The 21800-nt window shown below is 65.5% G+C and carries 19 protein-coding genes; 10 read left to right on the forward strand and 9 right to left on the reverse strand.

Features of this window, described 5'->3' with window-relative positions:
• Positions 1–1152 carry a patatin-like phospholipase family protein gene (locus HPC46_RS06820; protein WP_179468126.1) on the forward strand — a complete coding sequence of 384 codons (1152 nt, stop codon included), beginning with the start codon at positions 1–3 and terminating at the stop codon, positions 1150–1152.
• On the opposite strand, the gene HPC46_RS06825 is transcribed toward HPC46_RS06820, so the two are convergent.
• Positions 1149–3125, reverse strand: a complete 1977-nt coding sequence (locus tag HPC46_RS06825; RefSeq protein ID WP_179468128.1) for a RyR domain-containing protein — start codon at positions 3123–3125, stop codon at positions 1149–1151. The two genes, HPC46_RS06820 and HPC46_RS06825, sit on opposite strands and share 4 nt — an antisense overlap.
• Positions 3126–3136: 11 nt before the next feature.
• Positions 3137–4315, reverse strand: a complete 1179-nt coding sequence (locus HPC46_RS06830; protein WP_179468130.1) for an NAD(P)/FAD-dependent oxidoreductase — start codon at positions 4313–4315, stop codon at positions 3137–3139.
• A gap of 130 nt (positions 4316–4445) precedes the next feature.
• On the opposite strand from HPC46_RS06830, the gene HPC46_RS06835 reads away from it, so the two are divergent.
• The 3 genes from HPC46_RS06835 to nrdF all read left to right on the forward strand — a co-directional run bounded on the left by HPC46_RS06835 (position 4446) and on the right by nrdF (position 7918).
• Complete coding sequence (locus HPC46_RS06835) at positions 4446–5183, forward strand: TetR/AcrR family transcriptional regulator (protein ID WP_179468132.1); 738 nt, start codon at positions 4446–4448, stop codon at positions 5181–5183.
• A gap of 49 nt (positions 5184–5232) precedes the next feature.
• The gene (locus tag HPC46_RS06840; protein WP_179468134.1) at positions 5233–6780 is read left to right on the forward strand and encodes a flavin-containing monooxygenase; all 1548 of its coding nucleotides are present in this window, start codon (positions 5233–5235) and stop codon (positions 6778–6780) included.
• Between the two features lie 163 nt (positions 6781–6943).
• Entirely contained in the window at positions 6944–7918 is a 975-nt protein-coding gene (nrdF, locus tag HPC46_RS06845; RefSeq protein ID WP_005141592.1) for a class 1b ribonucleoside-diphosphate reductase subunit beta, read from the forward strand.
• 36 nt (positions 7919–7954) lie between these two features.
• Here nrdF and HPC46_RS06850 read toward each other — a convergent pair whose 3' ends face one another.
• Positions 7955–8383 (reverse strand): hypothetical protein, encoded by a 429-nt coding sequence (locus tag HPC46_RS06850; RefSeq protein WP_179468136.1) that lies wholly within the window; start codon positions 8381–8383, stop codon positions 7955–7957.
• 204 nt (positions 8384–8587) lie between these two features.
• Here HPC46_RS06850 and HPC46_RS06855 point away from each other — a divergent pair, with 204 nt between their 5' ends.
• Positions 8588–9079 (forward strand): SRPBCC family protein, encoded by a 492-nt coding sequence (locus HPC46_RS06855; RefSeq protein WP_179468138.1) that lies wholly within the window; start codon positions 8588–8590, stop codon positions 9077–9079.
• A 445-nt stretch (positions 9080–9524) separates the two neighbouring features.
• Here HPC46_RS06855 and HPC46_RS06860 read toward each other — a convergent pair whose 3' ends face one another.
• From HPC46_RS06860 to HPC46_RS06870, 3 genes are all read right to left on the reverse strand, one after another.
• Positions 9525–10958 (reverse strand): PE-PPE domain-containing protein, encoded by a 1434-nt coding sequence (locus tag HPC46_RS06860; protein WP_179468140.1) that lies wholly within the window; start codon positions 10956–10958, stop codon positions 9525–9527.
• Entirely contained in the window at positions 10955–12238 is a 1284-nt protein-coding gene (locus tag HPC46_RS06865) for a PE-PPE domain-containing protein (RefSeq protein WP_218893805.1), read from the reverse strand. Before HPC46_RS06865 ends, HPC46_RS06860 begins: the two co-directional genes overlap by 4 nt.
• A 106-nt stretch (positions 12239–12344) precedes the next feature.
• On the reverse strand, positions 12345–13211 hold the full coding sequence (locus HPC46_RS06870; RefSeq protein ID WP_325096585.1) for an MlaE family ABC transporter permease: 867 nt from the start codon (positions 13209–13211) through the stop codon (positions 12345–12347).
• A 111-nt stretch (positions 13212–13322) separates the two neighbouring features.
• Between HPC46_RS06870 and HPC46_RS06875 the strand changes: the two genes are divergently transcribed.
• The 3 genes from HPC46_RS06875 (at position 13323) to HPC46_RS06885 (ending at position 15993) form a co-directional block, all read left to right on the forward strand.
• The gene (locus HPC46_RS06875; protein WP_179468142.1) at positions 13323–14207 is read left to right on the forward strand and encodes an alpha/beta fold hydrolase; all 885 of its coding nucleotides are present in this window, start codon (positions 13323–13325) and stop codon (positions 14205–14207) included.
• An 11-nt stretch (positions 14208–14218) separates the two neighbouring features.
• Positions 14219–15562 (forward strand): APC family permease, encoded by a 1344-nt coding sequence (locus HPC46_RS06880; protein ID WP_325096586.1) that lies wholly within the window; start codon positions 14219–14221, stop codon positions 15560–15562.
• 104 nt (positions 15563–15666) lie between these two features.
• Positions 15667–15993 (forward strand): DUF3349 domain-containing protein, encoded by a 327-nt coding sequence (locus HPC46_RS06885; protein ID WP_179468144.1) that lies wholly within the window; start codon positions 15667–15669, stop codon positions 15991–15993.
• Positions 15994–15996: 3 nt separating this feature from the next.
• Here HPC46_RS06885 and HPC46_RS06890 read toward each other — a convergent pair whose 3' ends face one another.
• From HPC46_RS06890 to HPC46_RS06900, 3 genes are all read right to left on the reverse strand, one after another.
• Entirely contained in the window at positions 15997–17049 is a 1053-nt protein-coding gene (locus HPC46_RS06890; RefSeq protein WP_179468146.1) for an NAD(P)-dependent alcohol dehydrogenase, read from the reverse strand.
• A 128-nt stretch (positions 17050–17177) separates the two neighbouring features.
• Positions 17178–17453: a YciI family protein gene (locus tag HPC46_RS06895; protein ID WP_179468148.1), complete on the reverse strand. Its 276-nt coding sequence runs from the start codon at positions 17451–17453 to the stop codon at positions 17178–17180.
• A 92-nt stretch (positions 17454–17545) separates the two neighbouring features.
• Complete coding sequence (locus tag HPC46_RS06900; RefSeq protein WP_179468150.1) at positions 17546–18598, reverse strand: iron-siderophore ABC transporter substrate-binding protein; 1053 nt, start codon at positions 18596–18598, stop codon at positions 17546–17548.
• 211 nt (positions 18599–18809) lie between these two features.
• Here HPC46_RS06900 and ctaD point away from each other — a divergent pair, with 211 nt between their 5' ends.
• Both ctaD and serB read left to right on the forward strand, forming a co-directional pair.
• Complete coding sequence (ctaD, locus tag HPC46_RS06905) at positions 18810–20507, forward strand: aa3-type cytochrome oxidase subunit I (RefSeq protein WP_179468152.1); 1698 nt, start codon at positions 18810–18812, stop codon at positions 20505–20507.
• Between the two features lie 25 nt (positions 20508–20532).
• A complete protein-coding gene (gene serB, locus HPC46_RS06910; protein WP_179468154.1) occupies positions 20533–21765 on the forward strand; it encodes a phosphoserine phosphatase SerB in 1233 nt (410 codons plus the stop codon).
• The last annotated feature ends 35 nt before the right edge of the window (positions 21766–21800 follow it).

Genomic DNA, 21800 nt, shown 5'->3' on the forward strand with positions numbered 1-21800 from the left:
ATGGCCTACAAGACCCTCGATGATCATCTGTTCGGCGACGGCCCGAAACGCATGCTCTCCCTGGACGGTGGCGGTGTTCGGGGTGCGCTGAGCCTGGGCTATTTGGCGAGGATCGAAGACATCCTCCGCGCGCGGTTCGGCAACGATCCGGATTTCCGCCTGTGCGACTACTTCGACCTGATCGGCGGAACCTCAACCGGCTCCATCATCGCCGCGGGTCTGGCAACGGGGATGTCCGTGGAGGAACTGATCGAGGTCTACCACACCCTCGGGGTCGAAGTGTTCGAGGAGAGTTTTCTGCGGTTCGGGGTGCTCGGCGCGAAGTTTCCCAAAGAGCCACTGATGCGCGCATTGTCGAGATTTTTCAAGGACGAGACGCTGGGCAGCAAGAAGCTGAGGACCGGCTTGATGGTGATGACCAAGCGCCTCGACACCGGGAGTCCCTGGCTGCTGCACAACAATCCCCGCGGCAAGTTCTACGACGGGCCCGACGGGGCGGCCGCGACGGGAAACCGACACTTCCTGCTCCGCAATGTCATCCGTGCCAGCACGGCCGCGCCGCATTATTTCGAGCCGGAGCTGCTGAATGTGGCCCCGCATATCATGGGCGCCTTTGTCGACGGTGGGATCAGCCCGTACAACAATCCGTCGATGCAAGTGCTGATGATGGGTACCTGCAGCGGCTACGGGCTCCAGTGGCCATTCGGTGAGGACCAACTACTCCTGGTCTCGGTGGGAACAGGATTTCGCCCCGTGTCCGTCCCGGCCGCCGACGTGGTGAAGATGCCTGCGATCAAGCTGGCCGCGGAGTCGGTCGTGTCCATCATGCAGGATGCCAACTGGCTGGGTCAGGCTGTGCTGCAATGGATGTCGCGCAGCCCGACGCCCTGGGAGATCGATGCCGAAGTCGGCGATCTGAGCGCTGATGTACTCGGTGGCGGACCGGCGATGATGTCTTATTTGCGCTACGAGCTTGCCCTGCAACCGCATTGGCTGTCGAAAACGCTCGGCATCGAACGCAGTGACCGCCAATGCGATGCGCTCTACGCAATGGACAACGCGAAGAATCTTCCGGAGCTGACGCGCTTGGGTCGAGCTGCGTCGAAGGTGCAGATCGAACCCGGGCACTTTCCGGCAAGCTTCGACATCTAGGCAGCTGAGCCGTCCGGCACGCGCCGCGAAATGTAGCCGAGTTCCCGAAGCTTGGACAGCGTGTCGGCCAGGCTGGCCAGCGCGGTGGACAGGAGGGCCGGATCGGCCGCAATGGTGTCCCAGTCGACCAGCTTGTCGTGAATCTTGTTGGCGTCATTGCGAACGGGCCCGTACTTCCACCCCGCCGCGCGGTAGTAGCGGCACCAATCCTCATGCTCGCTGCGGGCCATGGCGATGGCGGTGTCCTCGTCGAATCCCATCACCCGCAGCCGCTCCACGGGTGCGAGATCATGAAGTCTCACCGCCGGCACCGACTGTGCGGCATCGCCGAACGTATTCCACGTATGACCGCCGATGGCCTCGACCATCCAGAGCGCGTTCTGTACTTGGCGTCTGTTGGAACCGCGATAGAACTCGCTGAGCTGATCCCACGGTAGTGTTGCGGCCGAGGGTGTTTCGATGTCTGCGACGTAACGATCGTGAATCAGCCGGGCCGCCCGTTCCCACGTGTCATGTGCCTTGCCCGCGGGCATGTGCATGCTCAGCTGATAGATGTACAGCTGCCCCACCAGTGGCGTCCGGTCATCGGTCGCCTGCGCGTCAGGGTGCCACGCATAGATCGGCGTCTTCGGGTAGCGGGCGGCCAACCGCGTGCCCGTGCTGGCCTCGACGTGTAGATCATCGACAAGGATGACCGCGGTGCTGCTCGGTGCGGCGTCGATGAGTGACATCAGCAGTGGCACCGTAGGCTTTTCGGCCATTGTGGCAAGTTCCCGATGCTCGGTTGACGGGCCCAGATGCCGGTGGGCGTAGAGATGGTCCTGCTTGAACTCCTCGGCGCTTTCCGCGACCAGTGTCAGCGGAGGCAGCGGCTGCCGGTCGGGTGCGGAGTAGTAGTCCCACTCCAGTTGCCGCTGGACCATCTCTGCGCACAGCGCCAGCGTCAGTTGCGATGCGCCGCATACCAGAATGCGGTCGACGGGGGCGGGGCCGAGAACGTCGTCAAGTAGCCGTCGCGCGGTCACCTCGTACTTGCCGACCGTGTCTGCGGCCCAGCGTGTCTCCACACCCCCGAAATGTTGTGCCCGCCAAGCGGCCGCCTGCCACGGGTCGTCGATACGGACAATCAGTGGCAGGCGCTGCCTGCGGCTGACCGTTGCGAGCCGCTCGGTGATGAGGGCCAGGCGTCGGATGTTCGCGGACGGATCCGGCGAGAGAAGGTAGAGCTTGTTCAACTTGCGCCACAACGGCAATGCCGTCAACGTTTCGGGCTTGGTGAAGTCCACCGTCACGATGCGCGCGCCCATGTTGCGTGCGTCGCGGACGCATTCACGCTCGGGTGAATTCGTGATCACGGCCAGCGTGCTCCGGCGATCCAGCGTTGTCCGAACGGCGTCGACCAGCGACGCCGCGTCGTCGTCGATGTCAACCACCGCCGTGACCGAGCGAGCCAGTGAGATCCTCAGCCGGTCCATGCGGGATTGGAACAGCGCCGTCGCAATGCCGACGACGCTGAGGAATATCGCAGCGGTGCCGGTCAGCCGGCCCAGGTCCAAGGCGATGGGGGTGGGGTAGGGGCACACCGCGCCAAAGGCGAGGTCGTGGTCGCCGGTACTTCCCTTGACGAGCCCGGCGGTCCAGATCAGCGGAGTGAAGATCTTCGGGTTGTCGTCGTCGAAGCAATGCCAGTACGACGCCAGGCCCAACACGGCGGTGATCAGCAGCAGACTCGCGACGATCGCCACTGGCGCGCCCGTCCGCCCGGCGCCCGGTGAATAGAACGCGACCCAGCCCAGCGCCACGAGCACCGCCACCAGAATGAGCAGTGTCTGCCAGGAGCCGGGATTTCCGAACCACTGCCACTGCGTGGGCCACCGCTCGCGCAGGGGCGGCGAGATCGCCAACGCCGCCGTATAGCCCAGCAGAAGCGCCGCGATCACCGAGAGCGATATCCGGGTGAGCGCGCTGTGCACTGGGCACCTCGTCAGGTGTGTTGGGGGCTCTGCGCCTTCTTGTACAACGACTTCAGCAGCAGATCACGGAAGGTGTGGTTATCGAGCAGTTTTAGCCCGGTTTCCGACACCTTCGGGTAGCCGGCCAGCTTGTTGAAGAAGCGTCCGCGCTTGTACTCGCGCCCCCACGCGGCCTCCATGCGCTGCTCGTAGTTGGTGAAGTCGTCGGGTCCGCCGTTCTCCAGCGCCGCGATCGCGCACTCGCCGGCGGCCAGGCCGGATTCCAGTGCCTTCGAAATGCCCGCTCCCGACACCGGCTTACCGGCGCCCAGCGAGTCGCCGGCGAACAGGACGCCGGGACGCCACGGCGGCCAGGCGGTGAAGCCCATCGGCAGCCGCCAGGCCCGAACCGTCTTGTTCTTCTTCAGTTCCTCGACCGACGGCAGTTCCCACTCGGCGGGCAGGGTGCGCAGGAAGTCGCCGAAGAAGTGGGTGGCGTTGATGGCCTGCCAGTTCTTGTAGCTGTTGACGTAGCCCAGGCCGATGTTGAACCGGCCGCCGCCCATCGGGAAGATCCAGCCGTAGCCCGGCAGTTGGTCGCCCTGGAACAGCAGCTTGAGATAGATCTCGAAGCGGTCGGAGTCCGCGCGGTTGGCGTGCATCTCCGAGCGGATCGCGATCGCCGAGTAGCCGTTGTAGTCCGAGTCGATCTTCAGCGCCCGCTTGATGGGGGAGTAGGCGCCGTCGGCGGCGATCACCGCGTCACCGAAAACCTTCTCGCCGCTCTTGAGCACCACACCGACCACCCGGCCGCGCTCGTCGAACTCGGGACCGGCGACCTCGCTACCCTGGCGGACCACCGCGCCGGCCGACTCGGCGTGCTTGAGCAGCATCGTGTCGAGTTCGGTGCGGCTCGCCGTGCGCCCGTAGTCGGGCATGCCGGGGCGCTTGGGGAATGACAGCTCCCACTCCGACGGGCTGAAGACGGTCACCCCGCTGATCTTGTGGAACTGCGATACCTCATGGGCCAGGCCCATCTTCTGCAGGTAGCTCACGGCCCGGGCGGTCAAGCCGTCACCGCAGGGTTTATCCCGGGGAAACTCCGCCTTGTCGAGGACCACCACTTTGGCGCCAGTCTGCACGGCCTGCCACGCAGCGGCGGCCCCTGAGGGCCCCCCGCCGGCTATCACCAGGTCGAATCGCTCGGTCACTAGTCTCGTCTCACTTCGGTAATCGGATTGCCTCGATGCTATCGGAGAACCGTGGATCGCTCGCTGCGGCGCGGGGCGGGTGTGATCGTCCTCGCCGAACGCCGGGCCGGGCCCAGGTACAGTGCTTGACGTGCGCAGAGTGTCCCGATCGCGATCCGGCGCGGAACCGGGCAAGGTCGACGCGCGCAGTGAGCGCTGGCGCGAGCACCGCAAGAAGGTGCGCGCCGAAATCGTCGACGCCGCGTTCCGCTCGATCGACAAGCACGGGCCCGACGTCAGCCTGCGTGAGATCGCCGAAGAGGCCGGCACCGCGAAGCCGAAGATCTACCGGCACTTCACCGACAAGTCCGACCTGTTCCAGGCGATCGGCAAGCGGCTGCGCGACATGTTGTGGGCCGCCATCTTCTCGAATATCGATGCCGCCACCGATCCCACCCGCGAGGTCGTCCGGCGCGGCGTCGCCGAGTATGTCAACCTCGTCGAACAGCACCCCAACGTGCTGCGGTTCATGCTGCAGGGCCGCTTCCCCGAACAATCGGAATCCACCCAGCGCGCCTTGAACGAGGGCCGCGAGATCACCATGGCGATGGCCGAGACGTTCAACAACGAGCTAAGCGGCATGCAACTCGACCCCGCAGCACTGGAACTGGCGGCCGCGGCAGCGTTCGGCGCGGCCTCGGCGGCCACCGACTGGTGGCTGGGCCCCGAACCGGACAGCCAGCGGCGGATGCCGACCGACGAGTTCGTCAACCACCTGACCACGATCATGCTGGGCACGGTCAACGGCACCGCCGACGTCCTCGGCGTCCACCTCGATCCCGACCGGCCGATCCACGACGCCATGCAGCGACGCGCCGCCGCCGGCTGAGCCCCTAATCCATCTACCCGATACCGGCGGTATTGGGTACTTTGGTGGGATGACTGTTGCCGAACCGACCGTCGCCGACATCGCCACCGAGCCCGTCCACACCCGGGCGCTGGTCATCGGCACGGGATTCTCCGGGCTGGGGATGGGGATCGAACTCCAACGCCGCGGCGTTGACTTCCTGATCCTGGAGAAGGCCGACGACGTCGGCGGAACCTGGCGTGACAACAGCTACCCCGGTTGCGCCTGCGACATCCCGGCGCACCTGTACTCCTTCTCGTTCGAGCCGAAGCCGGACTGGACCTACATGTGGTCCCTGCAGCCGGAGATCCTCGACTATCTCAAGGGCGTGACCGACAAGCACGGGCTGCGCCGCTACATCCACTTCGGTGCGCACGTCGACCGCGCCCACTGGGACGATGCCGAGTACCGCTGGCACGTCTTCACCAAGGACGGCCGTGAGTACGTCGCTCAATTCCTGATCTCCGGCGCCGGCGCGCTGCACATCCCGGCCGTGCCCGACATCGAGGGGCTGGCCGAGTTCACCGGCGAGGCGTTTCATTCCGCGCAGTGGGACCACAGCGTCGACCTCACCGGCAAGAAGGTCGCGGTCGTCGGCACCGGCGCCAGCGCCATCCAGATCGTCCCGGAGATCGTCGACAAGGTCGGCGGTCTGCAGCTCTATCAGCGCACCCCGGCGTGGGTGTTGCCGCGGAGCAACAACCCGATCCCGGCGCGGATGCGCGAGGCGTTCGGGACGGTCCCCGGCGCCCGCGCGGCGTTGCGCACCGGCATCTACTGGTTTCAGGAGGCGCTCGGATTCGCCATGACCCAGCGGCCCGAGTTGCTCACGCTGGGGGAGAAAGCGGGGAAGTGGAACATTCGGCGTCAGGTCCGCGACCGTGACCTGCGGCAACGGCTGACGCCGAAGTATCGGCTGGGCTGCAAGCGAGTCCTGTTCTCCGACAAATATTTCCGTGCCATCGACCGTCCCCACTCGGAGCTGGTCACCGACTCGATCACCCGGATCACCCCGACCGGGATCGTCACCGCGGACGGCACCGAGCGCGCGGTCGACGTCATCGTGTTCGCGACCGGCTTCCACGTCACCGACTCCTACACCTACGTCGGCATCAAGGGCCCCGGCGGCGAGGACCTGGTGGACCGTTGGAACCGTGAGGGCGTGCAGGCTCATCGCGGCATCGCCGTCGCGGACATGCCGAACCTGTTCTTCCTGCTCGGGCCGAACACCGGGCTGGGCCACAACTCGGTGGTGTTCATGATCGAGTCGCAGATCCGCTACGTCGGCCAGGCGATCGAGGCCGTCGACAAGGCCCGCGCGCAGGCGCTGGCGCCCAGCCGCTGGGCCCAGGACACCTTCAATGCCGAACTGCAGCAACGGCTTACCGGTGCGGTGTGGAGCACCGGCGGGTGCAGCAGTTGGTATCTGGACGAGCACGGCAAGAACCGCACGCTGTGGAGTGGCATGACATGGCAGTACTGGCTGACCACGCGTTCGCTGAAACGGTCGGAGTACCGCTTCTCCGGAGTGGCGTCCGGGGCGCCGGTCGGGTCGTCGCCGCGGGCAGCCGCGGGCTGACCGCCCCGACACGCCGGGGGTATTTCGACACGCGCGGCGGACCTGTGGATTCGGTCCGCGCGAAACACAAGTTGTTGTGTTGCGGCGTGTTGTCGGACCCCAGGGGTAGTGTTTTGATGGTCAGCCGGAAACGGGGCAAACAGCGTGGTGAAGTGGGGTTTCGGTGAGCGATGGAACGAAGCTGATCGACCGGGCAACGGCGATCAACTGGAACCGTGTCATTGACGAAAAGGACGCGGAAGTCTGGGATCGCTTGACCGGTAACTTCTGGCTGCCGGAGAAGGTTCCGGTATCCAACGACATCCCGTCGTGGGGCACGCTGACCGCCGACGAGAAGCAGCTGACCATGCGGGTGTTCACCGGGCTGACGCTGCTGGACACCATCCAGAGCACGGTCGGCTCGGTCAGCATGATCCCCGACGCGCTCACCCCGCACGAGGAAGCGGTGCTGACCAACATCACGTTCATGGAGTCGGTGCACGCGAAGAGCTACAGCTCGATCTTCTCGACGCTGTGCTCGACGACCGAGATCGACGAGGCCTTCCGCTGGTCGGAGGAGAACGTCAACCTGCAGCGCAAGGCGCAGATCATCCTCGACTACTACCGCGGTGACGATCCGCTCAAGCGCAAGATCGCGTCGGTGTTCCTCGAGGCGTTCCTGTTCTACTCCGGCTTCTATCTGCCGATGTACTGGTCGAGCCGGGCCAAACTCACCAACACCGCCGACCTGATCCGGCTGATCATCCGCGACGAGGCCGTGCACGCCTACTACATCGGCTACAAGTTCCAGAAGGGTTATGCGGTCCAGACCGAGGAGCGCAAGCAGGACCTCAAGGACTACGCCTACGAACTGCTGTATGCGTTGTACGAGAACGAGATTGAGTACACCCAGGATCTCTACGACGCGGTCGGGCTGACCGAGGACGTCAAGAAGTACCTGCGCTACAACGCGAACAAGGCGTTGATGAACATGGGCTTCGAGGCGTTGTTCCCGCGCGACGAGACCGACGTGAATCCCGCGATCCTGTCGGCGCTCTCGCCGAACGCCGACGAGAACCACGACTTCTTCTCCGGGTCGGGCTCCAGCTACGTCATCGGCAAGGCCGTCGTCACCGAAGACGAGGATTGGGACTTCTGATCGCGTAGGGGTTCGGCGGCAGCGCCCGCGACGACCTCACGGACAGCGAGTCATCTTGGCGGTTTTGCCGAGGTCCGTGCGCGATTCCATGGTCTGGTCATCAATGACCGTGACGTTGATCTTCAACTCCGGCGCCTCGGTGAAACTGATCGCGCCGTCGGTGTAGGACCAGTTGCCGAACGGACCGTCACTGGTGCCGTCCGCTCGCAGATCTATCGCCAGCGTGCAGTCGCCATCGGTGCCCCATTTTCCGACCAGGAACTCCTTGGTCGGCTGGCCGCCTCCGGCCGGGGCGGCCTGCGGACTTGTCGCGGCCGCCGTCGAGGTGGCTGGGGCCGAGGTCGCCGACGAAGCCGAGGTCGCCGACGAAGCGGGCCCCTCCGAGGCATGTCCATCAGACGGCTTGCCGGCGCACCCGGCGAGGACAAGCGCCGCTGCGGCACACAGAGCGAATTCAATCTGCATGGAATCTCCGGTTCGTCATGGTCGCCGTCAAGGGTCATCGGGACCTTCGAGTTGGCAGCGAACGCCTGAAACCATGAACGTAGACGACCTGGGCCGTGGCTGCGAGGGGAAACCCGTACGGCGGCACCCGTAACGCGACCCGGGCGCCAATTTTGGTGACGATATCGGCCCACGGGTGCGCGTCGGCGCGCATGCTGATGAGCCATGACCCGTTGGTATCCGCTCGAGGCAGTCGATGCCGGGTTCTTCGCCTCGGCGCCGTACGTGTTCCGCTACCAGAAGCCGTTCGCGGCGGCGCCCGAACAGGTCTGGGAATCTCTGGCCTCGGCGGACTCTGCCGCGGCATGGGGCCGCACGGTCAAGGAGGTCTCGTTCACGTCCCCTCCTCCGCACGGGGTCGGCACCACGCGAGAATCCGTGGCTCTTGGCGCGCGGGGGCGTAGCCGCTATTTCCGTTGGGATGTCGACAAGGGTTACTCGATGTATGTCTACGAGTCCACCGCCCCGGTTTTCACGCGCTACGCCGAGGATTTCGTGCTGCAGCCCAGTGGTGACTCGACCTTGTTCACCTTTACCGTTGCAATAGAACCGAAAGCCCGATTCGCATTGCCGTTCAGAGTATTTGCCCCTGTCTTGAAATTGGCTCTCGGGCGCGTCGTGACCGAGGGTCAGCGTTACTTCGCCGCCGGGGGGTGACCTGACCGGACGAAAGGCCGGACACAGCCGACCGGCGGTGACACCATGTGGACATGGCGCTGACGCCGACCGGGCCGAAGCGCAGATGGTGATCGATACGGTGCCGAAACTGCCCGGATATTCGGCAATTTGGGATGTCACCCTGCTGCGGATGCGCGCGCTGCTGGCCCGGTTCCATGGCGACGAAGCGACGTACCGCGACTAGCGTGATCGTTACCGTGCGATGGCGAGATCGCTTGGTTTCGAGGGACATCTCGCGCGGGCTGACGCGATGCTGTGACGGGCCGTCGTTGGGTGTGACCGGTCGCGGTGACCCTCGGTGCTGCGACGCTCGAAACGGGTACTGAATGGCGTGGCGGCCTCGGTGATTTGAACTGTGGCCCAGCAATTTTGGCGGCATCAGGAGCGGGGTTGGGCTGCAAGCCCACGAGTTGGGCGAGATGGGTCACGGTCGTCGCCGCCGCCTCGAGGATGGGCAAACCACATCGGCGACGAGTAAATAGGGGACCAGTGCGACGTCGGCAGCGATCGGCATCCCGATTGCGTTGAGCAGATGACCCTCCCGCAGTTGGCTGACGAACAGGTGCGCGTTGTATGCCGGGAGCGTGACAGCGATGGACAGCGCTGTGTCCACGACTGGGTTCGCAACCGCGACGGCCCCGGACACCGCATCGACGAGCGTGTTGACGATGCCGCCAGGGGAGGAGACCGGCATGCCCCCGTTGCCCAGAGCCGCGAACGCTGTCAGGAATTCCAATGGCGACGGGTGTGCGGTGGCGGTGCCGCCCGCCGCGTGAAGACCGGCAAAGAACCCCGACAGCGACGAGATGTCAAACACAGTAGGGTGTTTCAGGTCATCGAGGGCATCGTTGATACCTTGAACTACACCATGGGCCAGCGCGTTGAGGACATCGACCAGGGCGACATCGGCGGGGAAGACCCCGAACGGAGTGGACACGTCCGCCGGCCCCGGGCTCCATCCGTTGGTGATGCTGCCGTAGCCCAAGTTCACCAGCACGCGCATGGTCGGCTCCAACAGATCGGCCAGCGGATTGCCGATGAGGGGGAGCAATCGCAGCGGAATCAGCAGCGGCAGATTTTCGGTCGGGATCATGAAGTACCGGGTGGTGGTGTTGGCGGTCGTCGGGAGCGCGATCGCCGTATTCACGAGTTCCGGAGTGAGGCCCGTGTACGAAAAGTGCTCGGTGAACATGCCGATCAATGCGTTGAGAACGGCCAGGAAATTGAGCGGATACTGCGGGAAGTCGGCGAATCCGTCGTATTCCTTGGTGTAGACGACAGTGGGGTAGGTGTCGCTCGTCGTGGGGCCGTAATTGAACGACTGGCCCAGGCTGGGCAGGGACAACGGAGCCCCTGGCACGTCGAAACGTTGGAACATGCCCCCGTTGGGGAGACCCGTGTCGCCGATCATGACGAAGCTCAGCTGGTCGGGACTGGGGGGATTATCCGAGGTCGCCAAGTAGGCCATTTCTCGCGCGGCGATGATCGCGCTTTGGGAGTAGCCGAACACAACGACTCGGTTGCCCGCAGCGAATTGCTGGGCGATCGCGCCGTCAAGAATGGCCACGCCCTGGGCGACGGACAGGTCGACGGGAAGGCTGTTGACGCCGGTGATCGGATAGAACTGCTCGGGCGCGATCACGGCTTGTGGGGTGTAGGTGCCGAATCCGCTCGGGGTGAGGTAGAGCTGCCCGACCGCGTCGATGTACCTCGGCGGCGGGACTGGTACCCCGCTGCCACCCAAGATCAGGGCCGTGTCTGAGGCGTTCGCGTCTGCAAGACCCGTTATCGACGTCAGCCCCAGTGCAATCACGCCTGCGACAGCCGAGATGCCACGGCCCCATGCAGGACTGGTCACGACGAACGCGCGGAGTTGCCGGTCGACGACGGCGCGGTGGTCCGGCTGGTCGGCTTATTGATGTTGCGGTTGCCGGGCCGGTCGGGAGTCCGGCGGTTCGATCCGAGCGAATCACGCACTACCGGAGCATGATTGGCTGCCTTGAGTGGCGAGGTGCGGAAGGCTGCGAGCTTCGGTGACGGGTTGACAAGGGCCTTGGCGTTGTTCATGCCCTCCTCGACCGCGGTGGCCACATCCGCGGCCAGCTGTCCTGGGTTGAGTGACGACGGCAACAACCGCGCCGGCGTGGGTACCCACGGCTTGATCGTCCGGTCATAGCCCGCCTCCACGATCACCCGGAAGAACGGTTCGACCACGTCGATGAACTTCTCCGGCACGCCGATGCTGCGCAGTGGCGCGAACAGCGGTAGGTCCTGGGTCTGGAAGAAGTAGTAGCTGGTGTCGCCGTGGGTGCCCTGGTATGCCGGCGACGTTGTCGGATCCGCGGGCAGGCTGACGTCGAACGAATTGGTGTGCAGGTACACGATGCCCATCACCGCATTGAGATCGGCGATGACGTTCAGCGGATACAACGGGAAGTCGGTGAATCCGTCGTACTGCCGGTTTATCTCGACCGTATCGAACTGAGTGTCAGTCACTGCGGGGCCGTTGAACGGAAAATCGAGGAGCGGGATGTAGGCGCCGTCGAACCGGGACATCAAGCCACCGTTGGGCAGATTGGGGTCACCGCCCAAGACGAAATCGATGTCAGGGGCACTGGTTCCCGCCGGATATTGCCCGGCCAGCCGCTTCTTCACCACATTCGCGATGCCGGCGCCCTGCGACAATCCGTAGACCACCAGATGGTCATCGTCGTGCGCGGCTATCGCCGAGTCGAGATCGGCTGCCCCGATCCGAAGCGATTGTGCGGCTGTGACGTCGAAGAATCCCGACAGTTTCCACCACGGCTCGTTCGGCCACGCGGGTCCGCCGGGTGCGAAGAGCCGCGGATCCCCGAATGCGAGCCCGAGCAGGCGCGTGAATCCGGTGATGGGCCACATCTGCTGGGGAGCGGTCACCGGGACATAGGCGATGTTCTCGCCCGGATGTGTTGGCTCGATGTACTGGTTCTTGACGATGTCGATGTAGGTGTCGTCGGGCGTCGGGCACGTCGTCCCGCACAGGACCAGGGCTGTTCTCTCCAGCGGCGGTTCGTCAGCTATCGCCACCGGCGTCACCGTGGCGGCCGCTGCCAGGACGGCGGTGCCGATCGAAATGCCAATGTGCCGTGAAATGCCCATCGCTTGCCCCCAACCCTGTGGTCCACCGAAGCAATCGTCACTCCGGGCCGCGGACAGGAACTCAGTAGCGCCCTACCGCAATCAGGAAACGGTCGGGCCAGGAGGCCTAGCTGGCGAGGTTGAATCGACCCTGGCTGCCGTAGATCGCCAACGAAATGAGCAGTGTCACCGAGACCACGACGACGAGCGAGGTCCGCACGGCGTCGCCCGTCGCGACACCCACTCCAGAGGGTCCGCCTGAGGCATAGAAGCCAAAATAGGTGTGGATCAGCAGGATTGCCAACGCCATGAGGATCGCCTGGACGAACGACCACAGCAAATCCGTCGGGCTCAGAAACGTCGAAAAATAGTGGTCGTACAGGCCCGCCGACTGGCCGAGCAGGGCCACTGTGGTGAACCGGCTGGCCAGGAACGACAGGATGACCGCGACGGCATACAGCGGCGCGATGGACATCATCCCGGCGACGATCCTGGTGCTCACCAGAAACACCAGCGGCGGGATAGCCATGGCTTCCAGTGCGTCGACTTCCTGGTTGACCCGCATCGCGCCCAGCTGTGCGGTCACGCCGGCACCGAACGTTGCCGCTAAACCGATCCCGGCGACGACCGGCGCCGAGATCCGCACGTTGATGAACGCGGCCAAGAAACCCGTGAGCGCCTCGATGCCGATGTCACCCAGCGAGCTGTAGCCTTGCACCGCCAGCGTTCCGCCGGTCGCGACGGTGAGGAATCCGACGACCACCAACGTCCCGCCAATCATCGCCAAAACCCCTGCGCCCATGCTGATTTCGGCGACCAGCCGGACGATCTCGACGCGGTAGCAGCGCACCGCGGTCGGGATACCCGCGATGGCCCTGGCATAGAACAGCGCCTGATCGCCGATCCGGCCCAACACGTACCACGGTCGCTCCGCGGCCCGGGCCAGCCGGGGATAGACGCTGCGGTGCGTCACAACGGTTCCCGATTCACCCACTCACGGTCCGCGCCTGTCCGACCGCGTTGTAGGGCCCTTTGTCCCACCTATCGACGCAGAAGGGCTTCATTCGGGTGGGACCGGTGCTTTGAGCCCGCGCCCATATCGCGGATGCTGAATGGCGTGACCACACCCGAACCGTTCAGTGCGCTGGGCGTGGACGGCATCCGCATCGCGGCCGACCGCATCGGCGATCCGGACGCGCCGAGCGTCGTCTTCCTCCACGGCGGCGGCCAGACTCGTCGCTCCTGGGGCCGGGCCGCGACCGCAGTGGCTGCGCGCGGCTGGCAGGCGATCACCGTTGACCTGCGCGGACACGGTGAGTCCGACTGGTCGGAAGAAGGGGACTACCGGGTCGTCAGCTTCGCCGGCGACGTACTGCAACTGATCCGTCAGCTGCCGGGGCGCCCCGTGCTCGTCGGTGCGTCACTGGGCGGGTTCACCGGCATGCTGCTCGCCGGAGAGCTGGAACCGGCGGCGCTACGTGCGCTGGTACTGGTCGACATCGTCCCCGATATGAATCCGACCGGGGCCGAGCGCATCCACCAATTCATGTACGACCGGATGGAGACGGGCTTCGAGTCCCTCGACGAGGTGGCCGACATGATCCAGGAGTACAACCCGCACCGCAGCCGGCCGTCCGATCTTGACGGCCTTCGCACGAACCTGCGCCACCGAGACGGCCGCTGGTATTGGCACTGGGACCCCAAGTTCATCGACGGGACTGCGGCCAGCCCGCCCATCGAGGTGACCGAGGTCGAGCGCATCAACGCGGCGGTCGAATCGATCCTGGCGGCCGGTGTCCCGATGCTGCTGGTGCGTGGTCAGATGAGTGACCTTGTCACTCAGGAACGTGCTGACGCATTCCTCGAACGGTTCCCGCAGATCGAGTTCGTCGACGTCGCCGGGGCCGGACACATGGTCGCCGGTGATCGCAACGACATCTTCGCCGAGGCGGTCGTGGAGTTCCTGGCCAGGCATGCCGGCATCCAGTGAGCTGGCCTGGGGTGAAGTTCCGGACAGCGGTGCTCGGCCTGGCGTTCGCCTTCACGGTGATGGCCGATCCGGTTTCGTCGGTGGCGTACGCGATCGAGGCTGCACTGCGCGGACTGGCAGGTGACCTCAGCTCCCTGCTTCCGACCATGGGGGCCGTGGTTGCGATCATCGCCGTGATCTCGGCGACGTATCACGAGCTGATCGGGCGGTTCCCCGGCGGAGGTGGTGGTCCCGAGGGCATCGCGTCCGCCTTCGGCGAAGGGTGGGCATTCATTCCACTGGGCGCGCTCCTGGTCGACTTCACCCTGACGGTTGCGGTCAGCTGCGCGGCCGGTGCCTCGGCGCTGATCGCGTATCTGCCGCCGCTCGAGTCGTATCGCACCCCGATCGGGCTGGGGCTCGTGGCCTTGGTGGCCGGAGTGGTCCTGCTCGGTCAGGGTGGCCGGGTGGTCTTCGCCGCGGCGACCGTTGCCTTCGTGGTCCTGTCCATCTGCGTCATCGTGGCGGGTGTCTCCGCAGTGCCGGCCCCGGACAGCGCCGTGAGCCACTCCGCGGGTGGCAACCCGCTGCTGGCAGGCGCCGGGTTGGCGTCGGTACTGTTCGCCATCCCGCTCGGGATGGCGTTGGCGACGGGCGTCGAATCGCCGTCGAATGCGATCGCCCAGTTGCCCCAACTCGGTGATCGCGCCCGACGGCGGCTCGGCAGGTTGACCCTGTGGTTGATGGTCGCCATCGTCGGGACATTGACGATCTGCTTCACCGTCCTGGCGGTCAGGTTGAGGATCGATATCCCACCGCAAGACTCGACCCTCATCGCTGAGCTGGCGAAACGCGCCACGGGGAACAGCGTCCTGTTCACCGCCTTCCAGGCGGTCAGTGCTCTGCTCTTGTTGGCCGCCGCGGCGTCGTCCTACCTTGCCGGTTCGGGGGTACTCAAGGCGCTGGCCACGATCGGTGCGGACGGCGTCGGATTGGTCCCGAGCCGGTTCGGCCGCATGAACCGATTCCTGATACCCGAGTGGGGGGTCGGTCTGGTCCTTGCGGCGGCGGCGATGCTGATCGGGGCCAGCGGCCGGGAGCAACGGCTGGTCGGCTTCTACGCCGTGGCGGTCTTCGCCAGCTTCCTGGCCGCCACGATCGCTTGTGCACGGCTGTCCTACCGCGACCATCGGTGGACGGCTCTGATACTCAACGTCGTCGCAGCGGTCTTGGTGGCCGCGGTGTTGGTCATCAACGCCAGTCGTGTCGAAGGACTGGTCGCATTATTGGCGTCTGCGGCGGTGGCGACCTACCTGTGGCGGGTGTGGGTGGCGCGCGGACGGCCGCGCGGCGTGGCCGGCGCCGGCGCTCAATGACCCGCTCGACCGGTGCCCCGAGCGACGGTGAACGTGGTGTGAACCGGCGGCGAACTGTCCTACCGGTGCTGGCGTAGTTTCGGCGCAACCGAGAGACTTGCCAGGTGACCGCTACGTCGCTTCTGCATTCGATCCTCAACTGGCTGCGGGCCGGCTACCCCAACGGTGTTCCCGGTCCGGACCGGGTCCCGCTGTTGGCGCTGCTTCGCTCGACTCCGCTGACCGAGGACCAGATCAAAGAGGTGGTCGCCCATCTCACGGCGAAGGACTCACCGGCGCTGGCGGGCGGAATCGACGAGGACGAGATCGCCGAGTTCATCAAGGACGTCAGTCACCACGACGCGGGCCCGGAGAACATCAAGCGGGTGGCCGCCACGCTGGCCGCGGCCGGTTGGCCGCTGGCCGGCGTGACCGAGGACACGGTCAACTAGCCGTTAGGCGGTGCGCAGCGATTCGGTGTCGATGACGAAGCGGTACCGCACGTCGCTGGCCAGCACCCGCTCGTAGGCCTCGTTGATGTAGTCCGGCGCGATGACCTCGATCTCGGGTGTCACACCGTGCTCGGCGCAGAAATCCAGCATTTCCTGCGTCTCGGCGATACCGCCGATCAAGGAGCCGGACAAGCTGTGCCGACCGAAGATCAGGGCGGCCGCCGGCACCTCCATCGGGTGTTCGGGCATGCCGAGCTCGACCAGTGTGCCGTCCAGCGCGAGCAGGCCGAGGTACGCCTCGAGGTCGAGGTTGGCCGAGACCGTGTTGAGGATCAGGTCGAACTTGCCCTTGAGCTTCGAGAAAGTCGCTGCGTCACTGGTGGCGTAGTACTCGTCGGCGCCCAGCCGCAGACCGTCCTCCATCTTCTTCAGAGACTGGCTCAGCACCGTCACGTGGGCACCCATCGCCTTTGCGAGCTTCACGCCGACGTGACCGAGACCACCGAGGCCGATGACGGCAATCTGCTTGTCTGGCCCGGCATTCCAGTGCCGCAACGGCGAGTAGAGCGTGATGCCCGCGCACAGCAGGGGAGCGGCGTCGTCCAACGCGATGCTGTCCGGGATGCGCAGCACGTAGTTCTCGTCGACGACGATCGCGCCGCTGTAGCCGCCCTGAGTGGGCTGCCCGTCGCTGCCGACACCGTTGTAGGTACCGACCATGCCCGGGTTGGTGCAGTACTGTTCTACACCGGCGAGGCAGGCCGCGCACTCGCGGCAGGAATCGACGAAGCAGCCAACGCCAACACGATCGCCCACTTTGTATTTCGTAACCTCGGGGCCGACTTCCGTTACCACACCAGCGATTTCATGTCCGGGCACCATCGGGTACTCGACTTCACCCCATTCGCCGCGCACGGTGTGAATGTCGGAGTGACAGATACCCGCGAAGTGGATGTCGAGCATGACGTCGTGGGGGCCGACATCGCGGCGGTTGATGGTGGTCTTGGTCAGGGGATCCTTGGCGGATGTGGCGGCGTAAGCGGTGACTGTGCTCATCGGTGTCCTCGAATTCGCGTTTAGGCAGCACTGATTGGTTCAGCGTTCTGGTCATAAGGAAGTGTCGCGACGCTGCGACCAGTGGGTACAACCCGGCGCGGCGGGTGCCTAATCCCGCTTGAGGAGATTTATAACCCGGCTGCGCGAATTGCGCCGTTGAAAGACACCCGCTGATAGGTGGCGACCCCGGCCAGCGTGTAGGGATCGTGGTCGATGATGTCCTGGACGGCTTCGGTATCTATGTCCGCCGTGAACAGCAGGCCACCAGCACCGGACTCCTGACGGCCGGCGATCAGCAGTCGCCCGGCGTCGACCTCTTCCTGCAGCCACGCCAGATGGGCGGGACGGGTCTTCTCGACAACTTCGGCGGGCTGGGTATACGTGCCGATCAACACATGGAACACAGTGACGAACGCTACACGGGCCCTCGAGTTTCACGTTTTGTCGCGCCGCACTCGCAGTTCTCCTGTGAAACGTGAAATTCGGCGGCAGAGAACTAGTTGATCGGGGCGTTGAGCCAGCGCAGGTCGTCGACAATGCCACGCGCGGCGACGATGCCCTGGCCGGTCTGCCACACCTCGTTGTTGACGACGAAGACGCGGTTGTCGCGGTTGGCCGACAGCTTGCGCCACGCCGGGCCGTCCAGGACGGCCGGCGCCCGGTCCTTGGCCGCCGGCGATGCGAACGACAGATACACGATGTCGCCGTCGGCGGCCGACAGGTCTGGCGAGCGGTCGAGATCGGCATCGGATATCCCGATCTCGATATACGGCTTGTCGGTAAAACGTTGTGCGGCAGGGCGATCCACGCCCACGTCCGCCAGTACCGAGGCCGGGAAGTTCTCGGCGCCATATACCCGCATCGTGGTGTCGGTGAACTGCACGATGGACGCCTGGAAGTGCGGGGCGTCGTTGGCCACGCCCTTCTGCTTGGCCAGCTCGGTGAAACCGCCGACCAGATCGTCGGCGGCCTCGCTTCGACCGGTCGCCGCGCCCACGGTGCGCAGGTTGTCCTGCCACTTGGCGCCGGGCGCGTCGGTGAACACCGTCGGGGCGATCGCTGCCAGCGCCGGATAAGACTGCGGCGTCAGCGCCTGCGAGCCGAGGATGAGGTCGGGTTTGGCGGCTGCGATCGCGCTCAGGTCGGGTGCGCTGCGGGTCCCGGCGCCGGGCACGTTGTGGATGACCGTGCCCAGATACGACGGCTGGCTGGCCGAACCATCGGGCAGTGCGGCTGCCACGATCCTCGACTGCAGCCCCAGCGCGCACAACGCGTCGAGCTCGTCACCGGCCAGCACCACGATCCGCTGCGGGTCGGGGCCCCCCGCGTCGAGCCGGGCCGGTTCGGGTGCGCACGATTCGTCGGGGCGGCGCTGATTGCCCAGCACGCCGGCGCCCGCGATCTTGGTGGTGCTCGTGACAACGCTGCGCGCCGCCGGCGCGGGATCCTTGGACGAGCCGGAGCACCCGCTCGCAACCGTCATGGCGACCGCTGCGAGCACCGCTCCGACCGCCATCGCGACACCCGAACGCTTCCCGCCGATCAACACGACGCCGACCGTAACATCCGGCCACGAGAGGGCCGCTGAGCTGCAGGGCAGGGCGTCGAGCTGTCAATTACGACAGAATGTAGGACCCACACCCCATCGGCGCCGACGGGCGGTTAGGATCAAGAGCACGTTCTCGGGTGCGATTACTGATTTTGGAGGACCGTTGACTGCCGTTGTGCCTTCGCAGGGAGAACTCGAGGCCACTCGGCCCATGCCTGCACGGATGGGTCCCAAGGGCAATCTGATCTACAAGCTGGTGACCACGACCGATCACAAGCTGATCGGCATCATGTACTGCGTCGCCTGCTTCATCTTCTTCTTCCTCGGCGGCTTGATGGCGCTGTTCATCCGCGCCGAGCTGGCCGTGCCCGGCCTGCAGTTCCTGTCCAACGAGCAGTACAACCAGCTGTTCACCATGCACGGCACGGCGATGCTGCTGTTCTACGCGACCCCGATCGTGTTCGGCTTCGCCAACCTGGTGCTGCCGCTGCAGATCGGCGCCCCCGACGTCGCCTTCCCCCGGCTGAACGCGCTGTCGTTCTGGCTGTTCGTGTTCGGCGCGATGATCGCGCTGGCCGGCTTCATCACCCCCGGCGGTGCCGCCGACTTCGGCTGGACCGCCTACACCCCGCTCTCGGACGCCATGCACAGCCCCGGTGCCGGCGGTGACCTGTGGATCCTCGGCCTGGCCGTCGGTGGTCTCGGCACGATTCTGGGTGCGGTCAACATGATCACCACTGTCGTTTGTATGCGCTGCCCCGGCATGACCATGTTCCGGATGCCGATCTTCACCTGGAACATCTTCGTCACGTCGATCCTGGTGCTGGTGGCCTTCCCGCTGCTGACCGCGGCGCTGTTCGGCCTGGCCGCCGACCGCCACCTCGGTGCGCACATCTACGACCCCGCCAACGGCGGCACCATGCTCTTCCAGCACCTGTTCTGGTTCTTCGGGCACCCCGAGGTGTACATCATCGCGCTGCCGTTCTTCGGCATCGTCTCGGAGATCTTCCCGGTGTTCTCCCGCAAGCCGATCTTCGGCTACACCACCTTGATCTACGCCACGATCAGCATCGCGGCGCTGTCGGTGGCGGTCTGGGCGCACCACATGTACGTCACGGGTGCGGTGCTGCTGCCGTTCTTCAGCTTCATGACGTTCCTGATCGCGGTGCCCACCGGCATCAAGTTCTTCAACTGGATCGGCACGATGTGGAAGGGCCGGCTCACGTTCGAGACGCCGATGCTGTTCTCCATCGGCTTCCTGGTGACGTTCCTGCTCGGTGGTCTGTCCGGTGTTCTGCTGGCCAGCCCGCCCATCGACTTCCACGTCAGCGACAGCTATTTCGTGATCGCGCACTTCCACTACGTGCTCTTCGGCACCATCGTGTTCGCGACCTACGCCGGAATCTACTTCTGGTTCCCGAAGATGACCGGCCGGCTGCTCGACGAGCGGCTGGGCAAGGTCCACTTCTGGCTGACCTTCATCGGCTTCCACACCACGTTCCTGGTGCAGCACTGGCTGGGTGACGAGGGCATGCCCCGCCGCTACGCCGACTACCTGCCGTCCGACGGCTTCGAGACGCTGAACATCGTGTCGACCATCGGTGCCTTCACCCTCGGCGTCTCGGTGCTGCCGTTCACCTGGAACGTCTTCAAGAGCTGGCGTTACGGCGAGGTCGTCACGGTCGACGATCCGTGGGGCTACGGCAACTCGCTGGAGTGGGCGACCTCCTGCCCGCCGCCCCGGCACAACTTCACCGAACTGCCCCGGATCCGTTCGGAGCGGCCCGCTTTCGAGCTGCACTACCCGCACATGATCGAGCGGATGCGCAGGGAGGCTCACGTCGGCCGGGCGCACGGTCCCGACGACGGGGACGTCACGCGCCTCGACGACGAGCACGTCCGCACCTAGCGCGGGATAACGCAGTCTTCCTGGTATGACCATGTCCAAGGTGTCGGTGCTGATCACCGTCACCGGTGTCGACCAGCCGGGGGTCACCTCAGCGCTCTTCGAGGTGCTGGCCCGTCACGAGGTGGATCTGCTCAACGTCGAGCAGGTGGTGATCCGGGGGCGTCTGACACTGGGGGTGCTGGTTTCCGGTCGTGCCGACGTCGCCGACGGTGTCCAACTACGCGAAGACGTCACTGACGCCATCCATCGGGTCGGGCTGGACGTCACGATCGAGCGCAGCGACGACATGCCGATCATCCGCGAGCCGTCCACCCACACCATCGTGGTGCTCGGGCGGCCCATCACCGCGGCGGCCTTCGGCGTGGTGGCCCGCGGGGCGGCCGCGCTGGGGGTCAACATCGACTTCATCCGCGGTGTCTCCGACTACCCGGTGACGGGTTTGGAGCTGCGGGTGTCGGTGCCGGCGGGTGTCAGCGGTGAACTGCGGACGGTGCTGGCTCGGGTGGCTGCCGAGCAGGGCCTGGACATCGCGGTCGAGAACTACAGCCTGGAGCGCCGGGCCAAGCGGCTCATTGTGTTCGACGTCGACTCGACCCTGATCCAGGGTGAGGTCATCGAGATGCTGGCCGACCACGCCGGTGCCGGGGAGGCCGTCGCGGCCATCACCGAGGCGGCCATGCGCGGCGAGCTGGACTTCGCCGAGTCGCTGCACCGCCGGGTGGCCACCCTGGCCGGTTTGCCCGCGGAGGTGGTCGACGAGGTCGCCGACCAGATCGAGCTCACTCCCGGCGCACGCACCACCATTCGGACCTTGCGCCGCTTGGGTTTTCACTGCGGTGTGGTGTCGGGTGGTTTTCGTCAGGTCATCGATCCGCTGGCCCACGAGCTGATGCTGGACTTCGTGGCCGCCAACGAATTGGAGATCGTCGACGGCAAGTTGACCGGACGGGTCGTCGGTGAGGTGGTCGACCGCGCCGGTAAGGCCAAGGCGCTGCGCGACTTTGCGCGCCAGGCCGGGGTGCCGATGGAGCAGACGGTGGCGGTCGGTGACGGTGCCAACGACATCGACATGCTGGCCGCTGCGGGGCTGGGAGTGGCCTTCAATGCCAAACCCGCGCTGCGCGAGGTGGCCGACGCCTCGCTGAGTCATCCCTACCTGGACACGGTGCTGTTCATCCTCGGCATCACCCGCGCCGAGATCGAGGCTGCCGACGCCGTCGACGGCACGCTGCGCCGGGTGGAGATCCCGCCGGAGTAGATTCAGCGATTTCGGCGCGCAAACGTTCGCTCAGC

The sequence above is a fragment of the Mycolicibacterium vinylchloridicum genome, from assembly GCF_013404075.1.
In the GTDB taxonomy this organism is placed as follows: domain Bacteria; phylum Actinomycetota; class Actinomycetes; order Mycobacteriales; family Mycobacteriaceae; genus Mycobacterium; species Mycobacterium vinylchloridicum.